Origin of the sequence: Streptomyces sp. NPDC006296 (assembly GCF_040613235.1) — a bacterium.
In the GTDB taxonomy this organism is placed as follows: Bacteria; Actinomycetota; Actinomycetes; order Streptomycetales; family Streptomycetaceae; genus Streptomyces.
Genome location: NZ_JBEXRT010000014.1, coordinates 120003 through 141121, shown reverse-complemented (window position 1 = coordinate 141121; position 21119 = coordinate 120003). Strand labels below are relative to the sequence as shown.

Sequence of the window (21119 nt, the reverse complement as noted above, 5' to 3'; positions counted from 1 at the left end):
GTCAGTTGGTCCCAATCTTCGCCAGCAGGTCCACGATCCGGGCCTGCACCTCGTCGCTCGTCGAGCGTTCGGCGAGGAAGAGCACCGTCTCACCGGAGGCGAGCCGCGGCAGGTCCCCCTCCTCCATGCCGGCCGAGGTGTAGACCACCAGCGGTGTGTGGTTCAGGGCGCCGTTCGCACGGAGCCAGTCGATGATCCCGGCACGCCGACGGCGCACCTGCATCAGGTCCATCACCACCAGGTTCGGCCGCATCCGGGTGGCGAGATCGACCGCCTCGCCGTCCCCGGATGCCCGGCCGACCTGCATGCCGCGGCGCTCCAGGGTGTCCGTGAGCGCCAGCGCGATCTCCTCGTGCTCCTCGATGACCAGAACCCTCGGCGGGTGCTGTTCACTGTCGCGCGGGGCGAGCGCCTTGAGCAGCACGGCCGGGTCGGCGCCGTACGCCGCCTCCCTGGTCGCCTGCCCCAGACCGGCCGTCACCAGCACCGGGACCTGCGCCGCCACGGCCGCCTGACGCAGCGACTGCAGCGCCGTGCGGGTGATCGGACCGGTCAGTGGATCGACGAACAGTGCGGCCGGGAACGCCGCTATCTGCGCGTCGACCTCCTCGCGGGAGTGCACGATCACCGGACGGTAGCCGCGGTCGCTGAGGGCCTGCTGGGTGGACACGTCCGGGGCGGGCCACACGAGCAGCCGGCGCGGGTTGTCCAGCGGCTCCGGGGGCAGCTCGTCGTCGACGGGCTGCGGCTGCGGGCGGTTGGCGACCTCGACGGCGCCACCGGGACCGTCGAGCGGCTCCGGCCCCTCGGCGCCCTCGTCGGGGGCCCCTATCGCGTAGGAACGCCCCTCGGACGCGGGAGCGGACATCAGCCTGCCGTTCCCCGAACCCTGCACCGTGTCTCCCTGCGCGCCACCCGGCTGCGGCGGCACGGGGGCCGGGACCGGCTGCGGGGGTGCGGGGGCCATGGCGGGCGGGGCCTGGCGTTCGGCCTCCGGCGGAGCGGCGAGCTTACGGCGCCGCCCGGCACCGCCGAGCGTCTGGTTCTGCTGGTGCGCGAGGTGCTGGGCGAAGGGCACCCCCTGCCCCAGCGTCCGCACGCTGAACGCACGGCCCTGGGTCGAATCCGCCGACGGCGGCATGGGCGCCTCCGCGGGCAGCGGCTGGTGCCGCGCGTCGGGGACGGGCCCGGCGGCCTCGCCGTCGGCCGGATGCGGCTCCGGCGCGGGAGCCGCTGCGGCCACGGCTCCGGCGCCGTTGCCGGTGGTGTGCGCGGTGCTGCCGGGACCCGCCCAGGGCCCGTCCTCGGCCGGATTCACGTCGGCCTCGCGTCCGGGCGCGGCCGGAACGGGCGCCGGGCCACCGCCCTGCGGCCAGTCGGGCTGCGGGGGGACGGCCGGCAGCGGCTGCCCGGGAACGGGGTGGCCGGGCCGCGCCTGTGGCTCCGGCGCCTCCGCGGGCCGTGCCCTGCGGCGGCCGGACGGCACCGGGTGCGGCTGAGGCGGCGTGTGGTCCGCGTCCGGGGCGTTCCGCGCGGCGTCGTGGCGCTCGGGCAGCGGTCCGTCCCCCGACGACGCCTGCGGAGCGGGCGCGGGCCGCGCCGGACCCGCGGCGGGCGCCTGTGGGGCGGACATCTGCGGGGTGGGCGGCTGCGGGGCGGACATCTGCGGGGTGGGCGGCTGCGGGGCGGACATCTGCGGGCCGGGGGCCTGCGGGGCGGGCGCGGCGGGGGGCACCGGCTGCGGTGCCGGTGAGGAGGGGGCGGCGGACGGCGGCGCCACGACCGGCGAGCCCGGAGCGGCCGGCGGGATCCGGTCCGCGGCGGCGGGCGGCAGCGCGAACGCGGTACGGGGCCCCGAGGGCTCGGCAGCGGTGGCGCGCTCCTGCGCGGCGGCGAGCGCCCGGCGGGCCCGTCGCCCTCCGGACTGCTGCGGGGCCTGCTGGTCCTGCCGCGGCTCCTGCCCCGGGGCGTCGGCCGAGGCACGGGCGGGCAGCGCGGGCTGGGCGCCCTGACGCCCGGTCCGGCCGGAGCCGTTCTGCGGCACCCCCTGGGGCGGCACCGTCGGCCCGAGCTGCGGGCGGCCGGTGTGCCCCTGCGCACCCTCGGCCGCCGTGACCACGGATCCCCGGGAGGGCGAGGAGGGCGCCGCGGGAAGGGCCAGTGCCTGCCGGGGCTGCTCGGCCGGGGCCGGCGCACCCGTCTCCGCCGGACTGGGCCGGCCGCGCCGACGGCCGGACCCCTCGCCCGGCCGGGGCGGAGTCATGTCCTGTTCCCGCTGCTGCTCCTGCGGGTCCGCGGGCCCACGGCGGGCCCTGCGCCGGCCGGTCGGCTCGGCGGCAGCCGTGTCACCGGACTCCGGCGCCGCGGCCCCTCCGTCGACGGGACCGTCCAGGAACGCGTCGGTCGACGCCCTGCGCGCCCGGCGCCGGCCGCCCTGCGTGGCCTCGGGGGCGGGCTCCGGCACGACGGGTTCCTCGGGCACCGGAACCGGCGGGGCCGCGATCGTCCCGGCACCCGTGCCGAGCGGCACCTCCAGGACGTACGCGCTGCCGCTCATCCCCGGCATCTCGTGCGTCTGGAGCACACCGCCGTGCGCCCGGACGATGCCGCGCACGATCGGTACGTGCACCGGGTCGCCCCCGGCGAACGGCCCGCGCACCTCGATGCGTACGACGTCACCGCGCTGCGCCGCGGCCACCACGACGGTGGAGTCGACGTAGCCGCCGCCCGGTACCGGGCGGGCCTTGCCGGTCGAGTCGACACCGGCCACGTCGGCGACCAGGTGGGCGAGGGCCGTGACCAGCCGGCCGGCGTCGACCTCGGCCTCGATCGGCGGCGCGTGCACCGCGAACTGGGCGCGCCCGGGACCGATCAGCTCGACCGCGCCGTCGATCCCCGCGGTCACCACGGCGTCGAGCAGCACCGTCTGCTTGAGGAGTTCCTCGGCGCCGGTGTCCAGGCGCTGGTAGCTCAGCACGTTGTCGACGAGCGTCGTCATGCGCGCGTAACCGGCGGCGAGGTGGTGCAGGATCTGGTTGGCCTCGGGCCAGAGCTGACCGGCCGGGTCCGCGGCGAGGGCGGACAGTTCGCCCCGCAGCTCCTCCAGCGGCCCGCGCAGCGACTCGCCCAGCACGGCCGTCAGCTGGGTGTGCCGGTCGCCGAGACCCGCGAGCTGCTCGGTCCGCTCCTCCAGCTCGGCGGCGTACCGCTCGGTCCGGTCGGCGGTCTCGGCGGCGTGCTGCTCGGTGAGCGCCTCGACCTCGGCGCGGTGCTTCTCGGTGAGCTCGGCGATCTCGGCCGCGTGCCGTTCGGTGAGACCGGAGACCTCCTCGGTCTGCTGCTGGGTCAGCTCCTCGTACGGCCGGCGGTCGGTGAAGGTCATCACGGCGCCGACCAGCTGGTCGCCGTCCCGCACCGGAGCGGTCGTCAGGTCCACCGGCACCTGGGCACCGCTCTTGGACCAGAGCACCTGGCCGCGCACCCGGTGCTTGCGGCCGGACCGCAGGGTGTCGGCGAGCGGCGACTCCTCGTACGGGAACGGGCCGCCCTCCGCGCGCGAGTGCAGGATCAGCGGGTGCAGTTCCTGGCCGCCGAGGTCGCTGGCACGGAAGCCGAGGATCTGGGCGGCGGCGGGGTTGACCAGCACGACCCTGCCGTCGGTGTCCGTACCGACGACGCCTTCGGAGGCGGCCCGCAGGATCATCTCGGTCTGGCGCTGCGAACGGGCCAGTTCGACCTCGGTGTCGACGGTGCCGGAGAGGTCCCGGACGACGAGCATCAGCAGCTCGTCCCCGGTGTAGCTGGAGTGGATGTCGTTGTACCCGGCCTGGCCGCTGTCCAGCGAGGCGCTGGTGACCTCGACGGGGTAGGCGGTGCCGTCCGTACGGCGCGCGGTCATCCGCGTCGGCTTGGTCCTGCCCAGCTCGTCGGCGGTGTCCGGCCGCCGCATCGAGCCCGGGATCAGCCGGGAGTCGAACTCCGGCAGCAGATCGAGCAGTCCACGCCCCACGAGCGCGGTGCCCGGGGTCTCGAACATTTCGAGGGCGATGGTGTTGGCGTTGACGACCGTGCCGTTGCAGTTGACGAGCAGGAGCCCGTCCGGGAGAGCGTCGAGTATGGCTGCGAGGCGAGCAGCGCCTCGGGATGGCCTGCTGCTCACGACGCTTCCTCCCTGATTACCGCACCTTGCCGACAGCGGGCCCGATCCTGCCCCTCGGGCCTCAGGCTGTCACTGAAGGAGTCTAAAGGCAGGAGCGCACGACGGGCGGCGGATGAGGGGGAGCTCTCACCAAGGTTCTGTGCACACGGTGTACGCCGGTGGTCCGGGCCGGGACTGCGAGCGCCCCCTCTGACGTGCTCCGATGCCGTCGGACCGAGGGCGGGTGAACGCCCCGGCCGGCCCCGGACCGCGCGCCGCGGGCCCTCCGGGGGCGGCCCGCGCACGCTCCGGCGGACGCCGCCCGCCCCGGCCGAAGTCCCGGCTCACGCCCCGCCGGACGGTGGTCAGCGGGCGGTGGGGAGCACCGGCACCAGGTTGTTCCAGCGCGAGATCTCGCAGCCGTTGGCCCGGCTGAAGCGCGCGTCGATGGTCTCGCCCTGCCAGGTGCCCTGCACCCGGGCGGCGGCGGGCCCGCCGGCCTGCAGGGTGCACATGGCGTTGCGGTCCGTCGCCACGAACGGGTTGTCCCCCTCCTCCGCCGCCTCGTCCAGCAGGTCGCAGGCACGCTGCGCGGCGGGGTGGCTGCCGCCCGCGGGACCGCACTCCAGCTCGAAGACCCCGTCGGCCGCCGGGTTGCCGGACTCCGAGACCGTCACGGTCAGCCGGGTCTCCATGTCCTGAGCCGTCGCACGGTCCCCCTGGAGCACGGGGAGCGGCGGCAGCGGTACGAGAGGGGCGAACGCGGTGGCGGCGGGCGCCGCGGCGGACAGCGCGGCGAGGGACGCGACAGCGGTGAGGGCGATACGGCGCAGCATGCGGGGCTCCTGTTGTTCTGGCGCGCCCGGGAGCGCGCCGGCCTGCCCGTGCGCGCGCCGGATGATCACGCACGCCGGGCACCTGGGGGGTGACGGACGGAGGGCGGAGCCCTCGTTGCTCTCTCTAACGCTGCTCACGCCTACACGTTGCGCAACTCATGGGGGGCCGACCGCCGGAAGACCCGCCCCGGAACACCCGACCGGACGCGGCGGACGGGGGGAGGGACGGGGCGAAGGGGGAGGAGAGGGGGATCTGCGAGGGGTGCGTGCCGGGGGAGAACCGGAGTGATCTCGGCCGGAGCCTGCGGGGCGGACACCCGCCGAAGGGCTTTGCCACGCTGCCCACCTGCCTAGTACCGTGAGCGGCGATTGGTGACAGCGCGCTCGTCTGTGTCATCATCTGCACGCACCACCCGCGCTTGCGCGGGGTGTGCTGGAGGCGTCGCCTAGTCCGGTCTATGGCGCCGCACTGCTAATGCGGTTTGGGTCTTAAAGCCCATCGAGGGTTCAAATCCCTCCGCCTCCGCAGGAAACCGAAGCCCCGTGCCCCAGGCACGGGGCTTCGGTCGTCCCCGGGCCCGGAGAGCGGTCCGGGAGGTTGCTCCAGAAGGGTGTTTCCGCAGGTCGGGTCCGGTGTGGCTAATGGATTTCGCGTCACGGCGCAGGTCATGTAATGTTGTTCTCGCAACGCCGACCGGGGAGAAAAACCCGGGGAGCGGGACCGAGGCTCAGGCCAAGGACACGCACTCGTAGCTTAACGGATAGAGCATCTGACTACGGATCAGAAGGTTGCAGGTTCGAATCCTGCCGAGTGCACAGCAGGCCAGAGGCCCTCAGGAGAAATCCTGAGGGCCTCTCGCGTTGCCCGTACAGCAGCGAAGTACAGCAACCGTGTCAGCCGGTACCGCCCATCGCGTCGGACAGCTGGCTGATCGCGGCGCGCACCTCTTCCTCACTCGCCTCGGCGTAGACCTCCATCGTCATGGCGATCTGCGAGTGCCGAAGAATCCGCTGAGCGATCTTCGGGTGCACCTTGAGGGCGACCAGGAGCGAACTGCAGGTGTGCCGGGTGTTCCGCAGAGGGATCACCCGGAGGCCGGCACGGCGAGCCCGGAGCGCGAACATCCGGGTGAGGTTCCCCGGCTCGATCGGAGTGCTGTACTTGGTCGTGAAGACCAGGCCGTGAGCGTCCTGCCAGAGTTCGCCCGCACGGCACAGTTGTGCGTCAGCAAGTTCCCCTCAAGCGACTCGGTATCGCTCGATACGACAAGGCCAAGTGGCGCGATGGCGACGAAGTGGCGTTCACTGCGGACCGTGTGGCGAGCGGACGTGCCTACCGCCGGAACGAGCAGACGCAGACTGTCAGCCGCGTGGAGGCTCCCCCTGCCGTATCGGCAGCTCACGGCCTGCCCGAAGGAGCTGAGGTGTACGCGCGGGCGCGGCTTGTGAAGGAAGGCGAGCAGCCCACCTACACCTTGACGAGCTATTACCGGCCCGAACACGTCGAGGGAACCCGCATCGTCGACCCGGCACCCGGGCCTGCCGGCCGGGGCGGAGGGTTCCGCGTGCTCTACGACGCCGGGTACGAGATCGACCACATGAGAGAGCGAATCTTCGCTCGGGCCGCCACCCCGGACGAGTCGAGGCTTCTCCAGCTGCCGCCCGGAGAGCCCGTTTTTGAACTGCACCGGACGACGTTCACAGCTGATGGCACGGTGGTGGAGTTCGCTATCGGGGTGCATGCGGCATCACGTTTTGCCTGGGAGTACGACTTCCAGGTGCCTGATTCCGCGAGGGACAAGGAAGGCTCGTAGTGATCTCTGCACAGGACTGGGCAGACGCTCGGCGCATTTGGGACTACCACCAGATGGGCCACGCTCTTCAGCCCTGCTCCGTTGCCATCGGGCTCGGCAGCCATGATCTGGGAGTGGCGGACACCTCGGCAGACCTGTATCAGCAGGGGTGGGTGCCGCTCCTGCTCTTTACCGGAGCCACGAGCCCCACGACCCGGGAGCGGATGCCTCGCGGAGAAGCAGTCCACTACCGGGAGCGGGCAATCGAATTGGGTGTGCCCAGCTCCGCGGTTCTTGTGGAGCCGAAGGCGCGCAACACGGGTGAGAACATCCGCTTCTCGCGAGAAGTGCTGGAGGGGAGGGGCGTCGAGGTGGCTTCTGTCCTGCTGATCAGCAAGCCGTACGAGGAGCGGCGTGCATACGCCACCGCCCGCAAGCTGTGGCCCGAGGTCGAGATCGTCAGCGCTTCGACACCGATGACTCTGGACGAGTACGTCGACTCCATCGGTGACGCACACCTGGTGATCGACATGCTTACAGGCGCACTACAGCGTCTGATGATCTATCCGGATCAGGGATTCATGATCCGCCAGCCCGTACCTGCCGATGTAGCCGAGGCGTATCAGCGACTCCGCCAAGCCGGTTTCACCAGCCGCCTCCTGCCGAACGACTCGCATCCTGCTTGACCGACGCTGAGAGCTGTTACAGGTTTCTCTACCTCATCAAGCACCCGGCTGCGCTCCGCTCCGCCGGGCGGGCTTCCCGGCTCCGCTCGGGGCGCCGCTCCTGCCTTCGGCCCGCTCCGCCCCGGCTGCGCCGACGCCCGCCCACAGTGGATAGGCCCGGAGGTCATGAGGCGAGCACGCGACGACTTCGGCCCACGGTCACAGACGATGCCTCCGGCGGGGGATCGGCCGGCACCGGGTGGGAGGCGGCGCCGTTCCCGGCCGCGGGCACATCGTGGCGAGCGTTGGGGGCTCCCATCCCGTCCACCATCGACCCAGGCAGAGCCGAGCAGACGCGGCCCGTGGCGTCCAGGTCGTTCGTCCAGTGGGGCGCTCCACCTGGACGCCATGAACCACGCCCGCTCCACGGTGTGTGGGTCGACGGCGGACGGGATGGGAGCTGGGGAGAGTGGTGGGCTGATCTGGCGACTCAGACTTCCGGCCCACCCTTCCGTTTATCGCTATTCTGGCCGAAGAAGTATCCAAGCACTATCAAGAAACTGTTAGTCAAAATCTCTGTGACCTGAACATTCAGGAACATGGCGACCGTAATGACGGTTGCCAACCCGACCAGGAGTAGCGATCCTACTAGCGTAGCAACGGACTCGCGAGCAAGTAGCTGGGCGCGAACATTCCACTTGCGCTCGGATATATGCTGCTTGAGTAGTGCATCACTCTTGTCCCATTCGCTTTGCTCGGCGATGTTTCTTCGACTGTCGCTCGCGTGAGCCTCTGCAGTTTTTTCGAGCGCATCCAGTTCGGCTTCAATCTTCTCTCTATTCCCGGACTCTGGGATCAGGTCTACAGCCTCGCGCAGTGAACTGATCTGCCTTTTGCTGCTAACCTCGTAGAGGCGTGACGCGATTAGCTCTTTCCTGCGATGGAGTTGGGCGCGCGCTCGCATCCGGAATTCCGGATTTACCGAATCTGATTGAATGTATTCGAGCTCGGAATTAATGATGCTGAGGTAGTGCTGGAGTTCATTCAGGTCTTCACTTTTGGCTATTTTTCGGAGTGGCACGTTAGTGCGCACTTCATCAATGAACTCCTTATATTTTGCGGCCGTTTTTTCGTCAAGGAATCTGACCTTTTCGTACCCGGGATGTTCCTCGAAAACTCCCATGCGCCCCCCTATGTTTCACATTGAGAGCAGCATCGTAGACGTTGAAGGCAGAAGTAGGTGACGTAACGGGGAGTTCTGGGCAGCCAGCGGTACAGCAGCGAAGTACCGCAACCACATCAACCAGCCACGGACTGCAACACCCGACAGTGCCTGGATGATGACCTTTCTGCCCCACCCTGACCGATCCGGCTAGAGCTACGGATCAGAAGGTTGCAGGTTCGAATCCTGCCGAGTGCACAGCATGTGAGAGGCCCCCAGGAGAAATCCTGGGGGCCTCTTTCGTGTGTCGTGGCGAGGGGGTAACGCCCCTGTCGTGCGGATGAGTTGAGACTGGCCCGCCCACCGCGTCCCGTGGGGCGGGCCGGCCCGTTGTGCGGCTCCGGCCGGTTCGTCGGCCGGGGCCTCGTGCGGGGGCCCGGCCCCTGGGGCTCCGTGGTGGAGATCGGGCCGGGCCGGGGTCAGGCGGATGTGGGGGTGGCCGGGGAGGTGTCGGGGCGGCGTGGGGTGAGGCGGCGGTTGCGGGTGAGAAGGCCGAAGGCCGGGTGGGCGACGCTCCAGGCGGCGCCCTTGCAGATCAGTTCCTTGTAGACGGCGGCGGCCCGCCCCGTGAGGGCCGCCCGTACGGCGCGGTCGTCGGCGGTCACGTACTGGATCAGGCCGTTCCGGCGGCCCAGCGAGATGCACTGGTTGAAGTAGCGGATCGGCATGTCGGGGAGCTTCGTGCCGGTCAGGCGGGCCGCGAGGGCGTCGGCGCCCTGCCAGGCCGCGGGTGTGCCCGAGGCGCAGGACATCCGCAGGGGCTTGTCGCCGGGGCCCATGGCCATGGCCGCGTCGCCGATGGCGTACACGTCCGGGTGCGAGACCGAGCGCATGGTTCCGTCGACCACGATCTGGCCCGTGCCGGTGACCTCCAGGGTGGTGGCCTTCGCGAGCGGGTGGACCGCGAAGCCGGTGGTCCACACGGTGACCGCGGCCGGGACCCGTCGGCCGTCGGCGGTGGTGACGTGGTCGGCCGCCACGGCGGTGACGGCGGTGTGCTCGTGCACCGTGATGCCGAGTCCGGCGCAGACCTTCCGTACGTGCCCGCGGCCCTTGGGCGAGAGCCAGTCGCCGAGCGCACCGCGGGCGGCCAGGGAGACGTCGAGGTCGGGGCGGGCCTCGGCGATCTCGGTCGCGGCCTCCAGGCCGGTGAGGCCGCCGCCCACGACGACGACGGGTGCTCCGGCCCGCAGCCCGGCCAGCCGCTCGCGCAGCCGCAGTGCTCCGGGGCGGCCGGTGATGTCGTGGGCGTGTTCGGCGGTGCCGGGGATCCCGTGGGTGTTCCAGCCGCTGCCGAGGGCGTAGACGAGGCTGTCCCAGGCCAGCTCGCGCGTCCCGTCCGGGTCGGTGACGGTCACGGTCCTGCCGTCCACGTCGATGCCGGTGACCTCGGCGAACGTCAGCCGGACGCCGGTGCCGGCGAACATCTCGCGGAAGGGCCGTGGCCGGAGGTCCTGTCCTGCCGCCAGCTGGTGCATCCGGACGCGCTCGACGAAGTCCGGCTCGGCGTTGACGAGGGTGATGGCCACGTCCGCGCCGTGCAGGCGCCGTGCGAGGCGGCCGGCGGCGATGGCTCCGGTGTAGCCGGCTCCGAGGACGACGATGCGGTGCTTCATGTCCCTGCTCCTGTCTCTCACGCGGGTTCCCCCCTTGAACCGGGCAGCCCGCCGTTTCCTGACAGGACCGCCGTGTGAAGCACCTCACACGGCGGTCCGGGGCGGTCGTCCCGCGGTGGTCAGAACATGACGAGCAGGGGTTCTCCGTGGTCGGAGGCGGCCCAGTGCCGGGTCGCGCGGGCGAGCTTGTCCGGGTTGGCCTGGCTGCGGAACGCGGCGATGCCGTCGGTTCCGATCTCCATGCACATGACGCCGATGACCCGGCCGTCGAGGACCACCACGAGGGCCGGAGTGTTGTTGGCGGTGGTGACGAAGACCCCGGGGGAGCCGCCCACAAGGGCGCGCTTGGCCCGGCCGGGCTTGAACAGGCCCCGTATGAAGGTCGCGACCGCGAGGGCGCCCTCGAAGGCCTTCGTGCGTGCCGGGACCTTTCCGCCGCCGTCCCCGAGCGCGATGGCGTCGCCGGTGAGGAGCCGGACGAGCGGTTCGGTCCGCCCGCTGGTGGCGGCCGCAAGGAACTCGTCGACGATCCGCCGGGCGGCTGCCCCGTCGACCTCGGTGCGCGTCCTGCCCTCCGCGACGTGCTTCTTGGCGCGGTGGAAGATCTGCTGGCTGGCGGCCTCGGTGATGTCGAGGATCTCCGCGATCCGCCGGTGCGGGTGGCCGAAAGCCTCGCGCAGCACGTAGACCACCCGCTCGTTGGGGGTCAGGCGTTCCATGAGGGCGAGGACCGCGTACGAGACTGATTCGCGCTGTTCGGCGGTGTCGGCGGGGCCGAGCATCGGGTCGCCGGCGAGCAGCGGCTCGGGCAGCCACTGGCCCACATAGGTCTCGCGCCGTGCGCGGGCCGAGGTGAGCTGGTTGAGGCACAGGTGGGTGAGGACCTTCGTCAGCCAGGCCTCGGGGACCTCGATGCGTTCGGTGTCCGCGGCCTGCCAGCGCAGGAACGTGTCCTGCACGGCGTCCTCGGCGTCGCTCGCGGAGCCGAGGAGGCGGTAGGCGATGGCTTCCAGGCGGGGCATGGCGGCCTTGAACCGGTCCATGTCGTTCACGGTCAGAGCCATGCCCCGGATCCTAAGGGCTGTCCCGGGGACGGCCGGGCGTTCTCACGGTGGTCGTCCCTGTCCGGTGCCCGAACCGCTCGGCGGGCGACGGGTTCGTGTCCTCCCGGCGGCCGGAGCACCGGGGCGGGAGCGGTCGTGGGGGCCGGTTCGTTAGGGTCTGCGCGGGCCTCGTCGCAGCAGGGTGCGGCCCGGCGGATGCGAGCCGGGAGGTGTGGCATGAGCGGCTGGCGGTGCACCGGGCTGCGCTGGCCCGACGGTGCGCCCGTCCTCGGCTGGGTGCGCGGTGACGGGGCGGGACCGGGGCGGACGAGTGTCCTGGCCTACGGGAAGGAGCTCGGGTTCCGTGCCGGGGGTGAGCGGCACTGCACCGGGGCGCGCGGCAACCCGTGCCCGGTCCGGGCCGTGGTGCCGGTACGCAGCACGGGTGCGCGGTGCCCGGAGTGCGCGCGGCTGGACCGGGCGCACTCGGTGGCCGCCGACACGATCGCCGACGATCCGCGGACGTACCGCGTCTACCTGGCCTGGTTCGGGCCCGGCATGGTCAAGGTCGGGATCACCGGGGAGGCGCGGGGTGCCGCGCGGCTGCGGGAGCAGGGGGCCGTGGTGTTCAGCTGGCTGGGGCGTGGGCCGCTGATGGCGGCGCGGCGTACGGAGGAGCTGCTCCGCTCGGCGCTCGGGGTGCCCGACCGGATCCCGTACGCGCGCAAACGGGCGGTGCGGGGGGAGTTGCCGGCGGAGGCGGAGCGGGCCGCCGAGATCGAGGGGCTGTACCGGCGGGCCGGGGCCCTGGAGGGTGCCGGCTGGCCGGAGGCGCTCGAACGGCTTCCGTTCGAGGCGGTCGACCACGCCGGGGTGTTCGGCCTCGGCGGTGCGGGAGCCGCGGCGCGGGTGGTGACCGGGCTGGCGGACGGCGGTGTGGTGGCCGGGCGGCTGGTGGCGGCGGCCGGGCCCGACCTCCATCTGGCGACCGCGGACGAGGGGATCGTCGTGCTGGACACCCGGCTCGTCACCGGCTGGGACCTGACGGGAGCCGACGCCCGGGCGGGGATGAGCGTGCCGGTGGTGGCGCTCGGGGGCGGTGGTGTGCAGGACGGGCTGTTCTGAGATCGTCGCCGGGACCGACGTGTGCGCGGCGCATGGGGCAGGGCAGGGACCGGCACCGACGTGTGCGCGGCGCGTGGGGCAGGGTCCGGAACGGACACGTGCGCGGCGCGTGGGACAGGGCAGGTATCGGAGTCGACGCGTGCGCGGCGCACGAGACAGGGGTGGGGCGGATGGACGGCGAGGACCGTGACCGTGAGGACGTGGCCCGGTTCCGGCAGCGGCTCGGGCTGCCGGGGCTCATCGACGTGCACACGCACTTCATGCCGGAGCGGGTGCTCAGCAAGGTGTGGGCGTATTTCGACGCGGCCGGCCCGCTGACCGGCCTGGAGTGGCCGATCACCTACCGGCGGGACGAGGACGAGCGCCTGGCGCTGCTCCGCTCGTTCGGCGTGCTCCGGTTCACGTCGATGCTCTACCCGCACAAGCCCGGCATGGCGGCCTGGCTCAACGGGTGGGCGGCGGACTTCGCGGCCCGGGTGCCGGACTGCCTGCACACGGCGACGTTCTTCCCGGAGGAGAGCGCGCGGACCTATGTGCGCGAGGCGGTCGAGGCCGGGGCGCGCGTCTGCAAGTCGCACCTCCAGGTCGGGGGTTACGACCCGAACGATCCGCTGCTGGATCCCGTGTGGGGGTTGCTGGCGGAGGCCGGCATCCCGGTGGTGACGCACTGCGGGTCCGGACCGGCTCCCGGCGCGTACACCGGCCCCGGGCCGGTCGGCCGGCTGCTGTCCCGCCACCCCCGGCTGAGGCTGGTGGTCGCGCACATGGGGATGCCGGAGTACGCGGAGTTCCTGGCCCTGGCGGAGGCGTACCCCGGTGTGCGGCTCGACACGACCATGGCGTTCACGGACTTCACCGAGGACTTCGCGCCGTTCCCGGTGGAGGAGACCAAGCGCCTCGCGGACCTGGGGGACCGGATCCTGCTCGGCACGGACTTCCCGAACATCCCGTACCCGTACGTCCATCAGCTGCACGCCCTGGAGCGGCTGGGCCTGGGCGACGCGTGGCTGCGGGCGGTGTGCCACGACAACGCGCGCGAACTGTTCGGCTGAGGGGCCTTCGCCCCCGGCGCGGGCGGCCCGGGGTGCGTTTCTCAGGAAATTCACAGGGAGGCGAAAGCTCTCTCTCACGGCCGTCTCACAGGCTTGAGCCATGACCACGACCTCGCCCCAGGGGCGTACAGAACTGCTCAGGCCCGACCGCAGCCCCGTCCGGGTGCTGGTGGTGGACGACGAGGCTCCGCTCGCCGAGCTGCTCTCCATGGCCCTGCGCTACGAGGGGTGGGAGGTGCGCAACGCCGGCGACGGCGCGGGGGCCGTCCGGACCGCGCGCGACTTCCGGCCCGACGCGGTGATCCTCGACGTGATGCTCCCCGACATGGACGGGCTCGCGGTGCTGAGCCGGCTGCGGCGCGAGCTCTCCGACGTGCCCGTGCTGTTCCTGACCGCGCGGGACTCGGTGGAGGACCGGATCGCCGGGCTCACGGCGGGCGGCGACGACTACGTCACCAAGCCGTTCAGCCTGGAGGAGGTCGTGGCCCGGCTGCGCGGGCTGATCCGCCGCTCCGGGACGGCCTCGGTGCACAGCGAGTCGACGCTCGTCGTCGGTGACCTGGTCCTGGACGAGGACAGCCACGAGGTGAGCCGGGGCGACGACTCGATCCACCTGACCGCCACCGAGTTCGAGCTGCTGCGCTTCCTGATGCGCAATCCGCGCCGGGTGCTCAGCAAGGCGCAGATCCTCGACCGGGTCTGGAACTACGACTTCGGCGGCCAGGCCAACGTCGTCGAGCTGTACATCTCCTACCTGCGCAAGAAGATCGACGCGGGGCGCACCCCGATGATCCACACCCGGCGCGGGGCGGGATACCTGATCAAGCCCGGTGCGTAGCGCGGTGGGCGGCCCGGTGGGCGGTTCGGGGAACGAGCCGGTGGGCAGGCAGCGGAACGGCCCCACGGGCGGCCCGGGGAACGGCCCGGTGGACAGCGTGCGGAACGGGCCGGCGAGCGGCTCCGGCAGTCCCGTGAACGGCCGGAAGGGCCGTCGTCCCTGGACGCTCCGGACCCGGCTCGTCGTGTACGCCGTGACGCTGATCGCGGTCGTCGCGGCGGTGATCGGTTCGGTCACCGCGATCGCCTTCCACAGCTATATGTACGGGAAGCTCGACGGGCAGTTGCAGGACATCTCCCGCATGGCCGAGTCGCGCCCGCCGGGCAGCGGCAAGATCACGCCCCGCGTCCCGGAGAGGAAGGAGCCGCTGGACTTCATCGGCATGGGCGGGGGACAGCCCTTCAATACGTTCGGGGCGGTCGTCACCGACGGTTCCCTCACCGATTCCAAGGTCGTCAAGCGGTCCGGCAGTCCGGGGGTCCCGCAGACCACCGAGGCGTTGACGGACGCGCAGGCGGCCGCACTCGAAGCGGCCGGGGCGGCCCCGGGCGGCGAACCCCGTGACGTCGACCTCCCGGGGCTGGGCAGCTACCGCGTGGAAGCCGTCCCGTACGGCGGGACCACGTACGTCCTGGTCGGAATCCCCACGGCCGAGGTGGACAAGGCCGTCACCACGCTGATCCTCGTCGAGGTCTGTGTGACCGGGGCCGGGCTCGTCGCCGCGGGGATCGCCGGTGCGGCCATGGTCGGTGTGGCGCTGCGCCCGCTGCGCAGGGTGGCGGCGACCGCGACCCGGGTGTCCGAACTCCCGCTGCACAGCGGTGAGGTGACCCTGTTCGAGCGGGTCCCGGACGCCGAGGCCGACCCGCGCACCGAGGTCGGCCAGGTCGGCGCGGCCCTCAACCGGATGCTGGGGCACGTCGGTTCGGCCCTGGACGCGCGGCAGAAGAGCGAGACACGGGTGCGCCAGTTCGTCGCGGACGCCAGCCACGAGCTGCGTACACCGCTCGCCTCGATCCGCGGTTACGCCGAACTGACCCGGCGCGGGCGGGAGACGGCCGGTCCCGACACCCGTCACGCCCTCGGACGCATCGAGTCCGAGGCCGAGCGGATGACGGGCATGGTCGAGGACCTGCTGCTGCTGGCGCGTCTCGACGCGGGACGGCCGCTCTCCTACGAGAGCACCGATCTGTCGCCGCTCGTCATCGACGCGGTGAGCGACGCCCGCGTGGCGGACCGTGTGCCGGGCGGGCCGCCGGGCGCCGCCCACCGGTGGCGCCTGGAACTTCCGGAGGTCCCCGCGACGGTGCACGCCGACCCGGCGAGGATCCAGCAGGTCCTCGTCAACCTGCTGGCGAACGCCCGGACGCACACCCCGCCCGGGACCACCGTCACCGTGTGCGTGCGGCAGGCAAGCAGGGAGATCCCCCGGGTGACCCTGGAGGTCCGGGACGACGGCCCCGGCATCCCGGCCGAGCTGCAGCCGCGGGTCTTCGAACGGTTCGCGCGCGGCGACGCCTCCCGGTCCCGGCACGCCGGTTCGACGGGGCTCGGCCTCGCCATCGTGCAGGCCGTCGCGGCCGCGCACGGCGGACTGGCCGAGGTGCGGTCGGTACCGGGCGACACGGTGTTCGCCGTGCACCTGCCGGCCGACGCGGTCCACGAGCGGACGGCGGACGGTGCCGCCCGCGTCGACGCACCCGCGCCGCCCCGGACCGAGGGCTCCGCCGCGGGTACCCCGTCCGCCCCGTAGGCCGTCGGGCCCGCCGCCAACTCGCCGACCGGCTACCCCGTCACCCCGTCGCACCGGAGGCGCCGGGGCCCGCTCCGGACCACCTGCCGCAGGCGCACCCCCGCACCCCCGCGGACCGACCGCGCCCGGCCGGCGGAGCCCCCGCGCCCGGGGCCCTGTCCCCGCGCCGTGCCGGACCGGCCCGGCGGCGGGCCCGGGGAGCAGCACCGGTGGACCGCGGGAGCAGGGCCGACAGGTCTGCGGAACCACACCGTCGGGCCCCGGGGGGAACCACACGGACGGGCCTGCGCACCACGCCGACGGGCCCGCGGAACCACACCCGCCGTGTACTCAGCCGTGTACTCACAGGCGGACCACAGGCGCAGCACACGGGTGGGACAGCGCGGTTGGCGAGTGTCGGTGTCATGCGAACCGACACCCCTTGGAGCACCCTGCCGGCCCGGGAGCACCTCCCGGCCGCAGCGGTCGGCGCTGCCGGCGCTCCCGTACCCGTACTTGACGTGGTGATCCCCGTGTACAACGAGGAGAAGGACCTCGAAACGTGTGTGCTGCGCCTGCACGACCATCTGGCGCGGACGTTCCCCTACGGTTTCCGGATCACCGTGGCGGACAACGCGAGCACCGACCGCACGCCCCAGGTGGCGGCAGGTCTCGCGGACCTCATCCCCGAGGTGCGGTCCTACCGGCTGGAGGAGAAGGGCCGGGGGCGGGCCCTCCGGACCGTCTGGGCCTGCTCGGACTCCCCGGTCCTCGCCTACATGGACGTCGACCTCTCGACCGACCTCAACGCGCTGCTGCCGCTGGTCGCCCCGCTGATCTCCGGCCACTCCGACCTGGCCATCGGCTCGCGTCTGGCCCGCAGTTCGCGGGTGGTGCGGGGCTCGAAGCGGGAGTTCATCTCGCGGGCCTACAACCTGATCCTGCGTTCCTCGCTGGCCGCCGGGTTCAGCGACGCCCAGTGCGGCTTCAAGGCCATACGGCGCGAGGTCGCGCAGCGTCTGCTGCCGATGGTCGAGGACACCGGGTGGTTCTTCGACACCGAGATGCTGGTCCTCGCCGAGCGGGCCGGGCTGCGCATCCACGAGGTGCCGGTCGACTGGGTCGACGACCCGGACTCGACCGTGCACATCGTGAGGACGGCGACCGAGGACCTCAAGGGCGTCTGGCGGGTGGGCCGGGCCCTCGCCACCGGAGCGCTCCCGCTGGACCGGCTGGCCCGGCCCTTCGGGGACGACCCGCGTGACCGGGCGGTCCCCGGGGTGCCGCGCGGACTCGCCCGGCAGCTGGTCGGCTTCTGTGTCGTCGGCGCGCTCTCCACCCTGGCCTACCTCGCGCTGTACTCGCTCTTCCGGCTGGGCGTCGGCCCGCAGTTCGCCAACGCCGCGGCCCTCCTGGTGTCCGCGGTGGCCAATACCGCGGCGAACCGGAGGCTCACCTTCGGGGTACGCGGCCGGGGTGGCGCGGTGCGTCACCAGGCGCAGGGCCTCGTCGTCTTCGCGATCGGGCTCGCCCTCACCAGCGGTTCGCTCGCCGCCCTGGGCACGGCGGCCGGCTCGGCGTCGCACGGTACGGAGCTGGCCGTGCTGATCGCGGCCAACCTCGCGGCGACGGTGCTGCGGTTCCTGCTCTTCCGCGCCTGGGTCTTCCCCGACCGGCGCACCGACCACGAGGACGCCCGCACGGGTGCCGCACACGGACCGAGGGATGCCCGATGACCGCCGCCACGCACGCCGACCGTCCCCCGGTCCCGTCCGGCACCCCGGGTCCGCCCGCGCACGCCGCGGCCCGGCGGGAGTCCCTGCCCCGGCGGATCCGCCGGGGCAGGCCCGAGGACCCGCGCTGGGCCAGGCCCGCCTTCCTGGGGATGCTGCTGGTCATCGCGCTCGCCTACCTGTGGAACCTGAGCGCCTCCGGATACGCCAACTCCTTCTACTCCGCGGCCGTGCAGGCCGGCAGCCAGAGCTGGAAGGCCTTCTTCTTCGGTTCGCTCGACTCCGCGAACGCGATCACCGTCGACAAGCCCCCGGCCACCCTCTGGCCGATGGCCCTCTCGGTGCGGATCTTCGGTCTGAACTCCTGGGCGATCCTCGCGCCCCAGGTGCTGATGGGCGTCGCCACGGCCGGCGTCCTGTACGCGGCGGTGCGCCGCCGGTTCAGCGCGGCCGCCGGGCTGATCACCACCGCCGTCTTCGCGCTGACGCCGGTGGCCGCGCTGATGTTCCGCTTCAACAACCCGGACGCGCTGCTCGCCCTCCTGATGACCGTCACCGTCTACTGCGTGCTCCGCGCCTGCGAGGGCGGCCGGACGAAGTGGCTGGTGTGGGCGGGCGTCGCGGTGGGGCTGGCCTTCCTGTCGAAGACCCTGCAGGCCTTCCTGATCCTTCCGCCGCTGGCCGTGCAGTACGCGGTGTTCGCGCCGGTCTCCGTGCGCAGGCGGTTCGGGCAGCTCGCCCTGGCGGCGCTGGCGATGGTCGTGTCCGGCGGCTGGTGGGTGGCGGTCGTCGAGCTGTGGCCCGCCTCCTCGCGGCCGTACATCGGCGGCTCGCAGAACAACTCCTTCCTGGAACTCACCTTCGGCTACAACGGACTCGGCCGGATCAGCGGCGAGGAGACCGGCAGCGTCGGCGGCGGGGGAGGCGGCGGCCAGGGCGGCGGCTGGGGCGAGACCGGCATCGGGCGGATGTTCGGCTCCGAGGTCGGCGGCCAGATCGCGTGGCTGCTGCCGGCCGCTCTGATCCTGCTGCTCGCGGGGGTCTGGCTGACCCGGCGGGCGAAGCGGACCGACACGGCCCGCGCCGCGTTCCTCGCCTGGGGCGGGTCGCTGCTGATGACGGCCCTCGTCTTCAGCTTCATGGCCGGCATCTTCCACCAGTACTACACGGTGGCCCTGGCACCCCCCGTCGCGGCGCTGGTCGGCATGGGCGCCACGGTGCTCTGGGAGGAGCGGGGCCGGTGGTGGGCGGGCGCGCTGCTCGCCGTGACCGCCGCGGCGACGGCCGTCTGGTCGTACGTCCTGCTGGGGCGCACGCCGGACTACCTCCCGTGGCTGCGCTGGGCCGTCCTGGCCGGCGGTCTGGTGGCCGCGGCGGGGCTGCTGTTCGTGGCACGGCTCGGCCGGGCGTTCGCGCTGGGGGTGGCGGGCCTCGGCCTCGCGGCCTCGCTGGCCGGGCCGACGGCGTACACCGTCAGCACGCTGAACACCGGCCACCAGGGTTCGATCGTCACCGCGGGCCCGTCCTCCGGCGGCATGGGCGGTCCCGGTGGAGGCACGGGCGGTCCCGGCGGCGGCGGATCCCCCGGCGGGATGCAGCCCCCCGGCCAGGGCACCCGGCAGGGCGGTCAGGCCGGCGGCGACGGGCAGGGCGGCGCCCGGGGCGGTGGCTTCCCCGGTGGCGGGACGCCCGGACAGGGCGGGCAGGGACAGGGCCGGGCGCCCGGCGGTCAGCAGGGCGGCATGCCCGGCGGCACGGGTGAGGGTGGCGCGGGCGGTGGAGGCGGTGGCATGGGCGGCCTGCTCAACGGCGCCTCCGTCGACTCCGAGGCGAAGACGCTCCTGAAGCAGAACGCCGACGCCTACACCTGGACCGCCGCGGCCATCGGGTCGCAGAACGCCGCGAGTTACCAGCTCGCCACCGGGGACCCGGTGATGGCGATCGGCGGATTCAACGGCAGCGACCCGTCACCGACCCTCGCCCAGTTCAAGGAGTACGTGGCGGAGGGCAGGATCCACTACTTCATCTCCGGCGGCACGGGCGGCGGGGGCATGGGCGGCGAGGGCACCTCGTCCCGGATCTCGGCGTGGGTGGAGGAGAACTTCACCGAGGTCACCGTGGGAAGCGCGACCTTCTACGACCTGACCCGACCGGCGGGTTGAGGCCGCGCCGACGGCACGGGCACCGGGGCGCGGCCCGAACAGCGCACCGTGAGCGGGGCGGTGGCCCCGGGGCACCGGCTCCGGGTCCACCGCCCCGCTCCCGTCCCGGCGCCCCGCTCCCGTCCCGGCGCCCCGCTCCCGTCCCGGCGCCGGGACGCCCGCCGGGTGTGAGTGCTGCACACCCGCGCCGCCGGCCGTCGTGGGGCGTTCAGTAGCCGCGGCGGGTGTCCACCGCCAGCTCCGGCGTGCGCCCCTCCGCGACCGCGTCCCAGCACGTCGCGAAGTCGGTGACGACGTCCTCGTCGGCCGTGATGCCGGCCGAGTGCGAGGTGATCACCGTGTGCGGCAGCCGCCAGGCCCGGTCCCCGGGACCGGCGGGTTCGTCGGGCAGCACGTCGAGGACGGCCCGGCGCACCGTCCCGTCGCGCAGTGCCGCCTCCAGCGCGGCCATGTCGACGGTCGCGCCCCTGCCCACGTTGAGGAAGGTGGCGCCCCGCATCGCGGTGAACCTGGCCTCGTCGAAGAAGTGCCCCGTCGCGGCGGTGAGGGGCAGGGTGGACACCACCCACCGGGCCTCGGCCAGCGCCGCGGCCTCCTCCGGCGAGCCGGCCGCGACGACCCGGTCGAAGACCGCGGGCAGGGTCCGGGGCGAGCGGGACACGCCCACCGTGCGCAGGGAGCAGGCCCGCAGCAGGCCCGCGACCGCGGATCCGATGTGCCCGGTGCCGTGGACGACGGCGGTCCGGCCCGCGGCGAGTTCGGACGGCAGCCGGCGCCACGTCGACCGGGAGTGCTGCGCGGTGTGTTCCGGGACGGACTGGCACTCGGCGAGCACCCAGGCCAGCGTGTACTGCGCGATCCGCTCGCCCATGCGCCCCACGGTCCGGGTCAGCAGGGCGCCCTCGGGCCAGGGCCCGGCGGCGAGCAGGGCGTCCGTACCCGCGTTGACGCTGTGGAACCACAGCAGCTCCGGGGTCCGCAGCGCCTCGGGCAGGGCGTCGCCCACGTACACGAAGGGGCCGTCGGGCCCGGTGGTGCGGGTGGGGCCGGCCGGGCGCCCGGTGATCCGTTCCAGCTCACGGACCACGGCGGGCCCCACGGACGGGGAGGTCAGCAGCCGGGCCCGGGCGAGCGGGTCCCGGTGGGGCGGCTTCATCGGTACGG

At 72.9% G+C, this 21119-nt stretch carries 13 protein-coding genes, 2 tRNA genes and 2 pseudogenes; 10 read left to right on the top strand and 7 right to left on the bottom strand.

The window, feature by feature from the left end; all coding sequences use genetic code 11:
* Position 1: 1 nt before the first annotated feature.
* Together ABZ172_RS12915 and ABZ172_RS12910 are read right to left on the bottom strand one after the other, a co-directional pair.
* The gene (locus ABZ172_RS12915) at positions 2-4159 is read right to left on the bottom strand and encodes a PAS domain-containing protein (RefSeq protein ID WP_356883211.1); all 4158 of its coding nucleotides are present in this window, start codon (positions 4157-4159) and stop codon (positions 2-4) included.
* Positions 4160-4503: 344 nt separating this feature from the next.
* Positions 4504-4974 carry an SSI family serine proteinase inhibitor gene (locus ABZ172_RS12910; protein WP_356883209.1) on the bottom strand — a complete coding sequence of 157 codons (471 nt, stop codon included), beginning with the start codon at positions 4972-4974 and terminating at the stop codon, positions 4504-4506.
* Positions 4975-5409: 435 nt separating this feature from the next.
* Between ABZ172_RS12910 and ABZ172_RS12905 the strand changes: the two genes are divergently transcribed.
* Positions 5410-5500: transfer RNA gene (locus ABZ172_RS12905), tRNA-Ser, on the top strand.
* 217 nt (positions 5501-5717) lie between these two features.
* A tRNA-Arg gene (locus tag ABZ172_RS12900) sits at positions 5718-5790 on the top strand.
* Positions 5791-5868: 78 nt separating this feature from the next.
* On the opposite strand, the pseudogene ABZ172_RS12895 reads toward ABZ172_RS12900, so the two are convergent.
* Positions 5869-6183: pseudogene (locus ABZ172_RS12895) on the bottom strand (tyrosine-type recombinase/integrase); the annotation flags it as partial.
* On the opposite strand from ABZ172_RS12895, the pseudogene ABZ172_RS12890 reads away from it, so the two are divergent.
* Together ABZ172_RS12890 and ABZ172_RS12885 are read left to right on the top strand one after the other, a co-directional pair.
* Positions 6183-6788 (top strand): annotated as a pseudogene (locus ABZ172_RS12890) (UTRA domain-containing protein); the annotation flags it as partial. The pseudogenes ABZ172_RS12895 and ABZ172_RS12890 overlap by 1 nt on opposite strands.
* Positions 6788-7453, top strand: a complete 666-nt coding sequence (locus ABZ172_RS12885) for a YdcF family protein (protein WP_356883207.1) — start codon at positions 6788-6790, stop codon at positions 7451-7453. The pseudogene ABZ172_RS12890 and the gene ABZ172_RS12885, both read left to right, overlap by 1 nt.
* A 469-nt stretch (positions 7454-7922) precedes the next feature.
* On the opposite strand, the gene ABZ172_RS12880 is transcribed toward ABZ172_RS12885, so the two are convergent.
* The 3 genes from ABZ172_RS12880 to sigJ form a co-directional block, all read right to left on the bottom strand.
* Positions 7923-8615: a hypothetical protein gene (locus tag ABZ172_RS12880; RefSeq protein WP_356883205.1), complete on the bottom strand. Its 693-nt coding sequence runs from the start codon at positions 8613-8615 to the stop codon at positions 7923-7925.
* 458 nt (positions 8616-9073) lie between these two features.
* Entirely contained in the window at positions 9074-10270 is a 1197-nt protein-coding gene (locus ABZ172_RS12875; protein WP_356883203.1) for an FAD-dependent oxidoreductase, read from the bottom strand.
* Positions 10271-10389: 119 nt separating this feature from the next.
* Positions 10390-11334 carry an RNA polymerase sigma factor SigJ gene (gene sigJ, locus ABZ172_RS12870; protein WP_356883201.1) on the bottom strand — a complete coding sequence of 315 codons (945 nt, stop codon included), beginning with the start codon at positions 11332-11334 and terminating at the stop codon, positions 10390-10392.
* A 216-nt stretch (positions 11335-11550) separates the two neighbouring features.
* Between sigJ and ABZ172_RS12865 the strand changes: the two genes are divergently transcribed.
* The 6 genes from ABZ172_RS12865 to ABZ172_RS12840 all read left to right on the top strand — a co-directional run bounded on the left by ABZ172_RS12865 (position 11551) and on the right by ABZ172_RS12840 (position 19955).
* Positions 11551-12438, top strand: coding sequence for a DUF2797 domain-containing protein (locus tag ABZ172_RS12865; RefSeq protein WP_356883199.1), 888 nt, complete (start codon positions 11551-11553; stop codon positions 12436-12438).
* Positions 12439-12608: 170 nt separating this feature from the next.
* Positions 12609-13490, top strand: coding sequence for an amidohydrolase family protein (locus ABZ172_RS12860; RefSeq protein ID WP_356883197.1), 882 nt, complete (start codon positions 12609-12611; stop codon positions 13488-13490).
* Between the two features lie 100 nt (positions 13491-13590).
* Complete coding sequence (locus tag ABZ172_RS12855; RefSeq protein ID WP_356883195.1) at positions 13591-14328, top strand: response regulator transcription factor; 738 nt, start codon at positions 13591-13593, stop codon at positions 14326-14328.
* A gap of 133 nt (positions 14329-14461) precedes the next feature.
* On the top strand, positions 14462-16081 hold the full coding sequence (locus ABZ172_RS12850) for a HAMP domain-containing sensor histidine kinase (protein ID WP_356883193.1): 1620 nt from the start codon (positions 14462-14464) through the stop codon (positions 16079-16081).
* A 404-nt stretch (positions 16082-16485) separates the two neighbouring features.
* Positions 16486-17796 carry a bifunctional glycosyltransferase family 2/GtrA family protein gene (locus ABZ172_RS12845; protein WP_356883191.1) on the top strand — a complete coding sequence of 437 codons (1311 nt, stop codon included), beginning with the start codon at positions 16486-16488 and terminating at the stop codon, positions 17794-17796.
* On the top strand, positions 17793-19955 hold the full coding sequence (locus tag ABZ172_RS12840; RefSeq protein WP_356883189.1) for a glycosyltransferase family 39 protein: 2163 nt from the start codon (positions 17793-17795) through the stop codon (positions 19953-19955). The genes ABZ172_RS12845 and ABZ172_RS12840 overlap by 4 nt, the downstream gene beginning before the upstream one ends.
* Positions 19956-20163: 208 nt before the next feature.
* Here ABZ172_RS12840 and ABZ172_RS12835 read toward each other — a convergent pair whose 3' ends face one another.
* Positions 20164-21111 (bottom strand): NAD(P)-dependent oxidoreductase, encoded by a 948-nt coding sequence (locus tag ABZ172_RS12835; RefSeq protein WP_356883187.1) that lies wholly within the window; start codon positions 21109-21111, stop codon positions 20164-20166.
* Positions 21112-21119 lie beyond the last annotated feature (8 nt).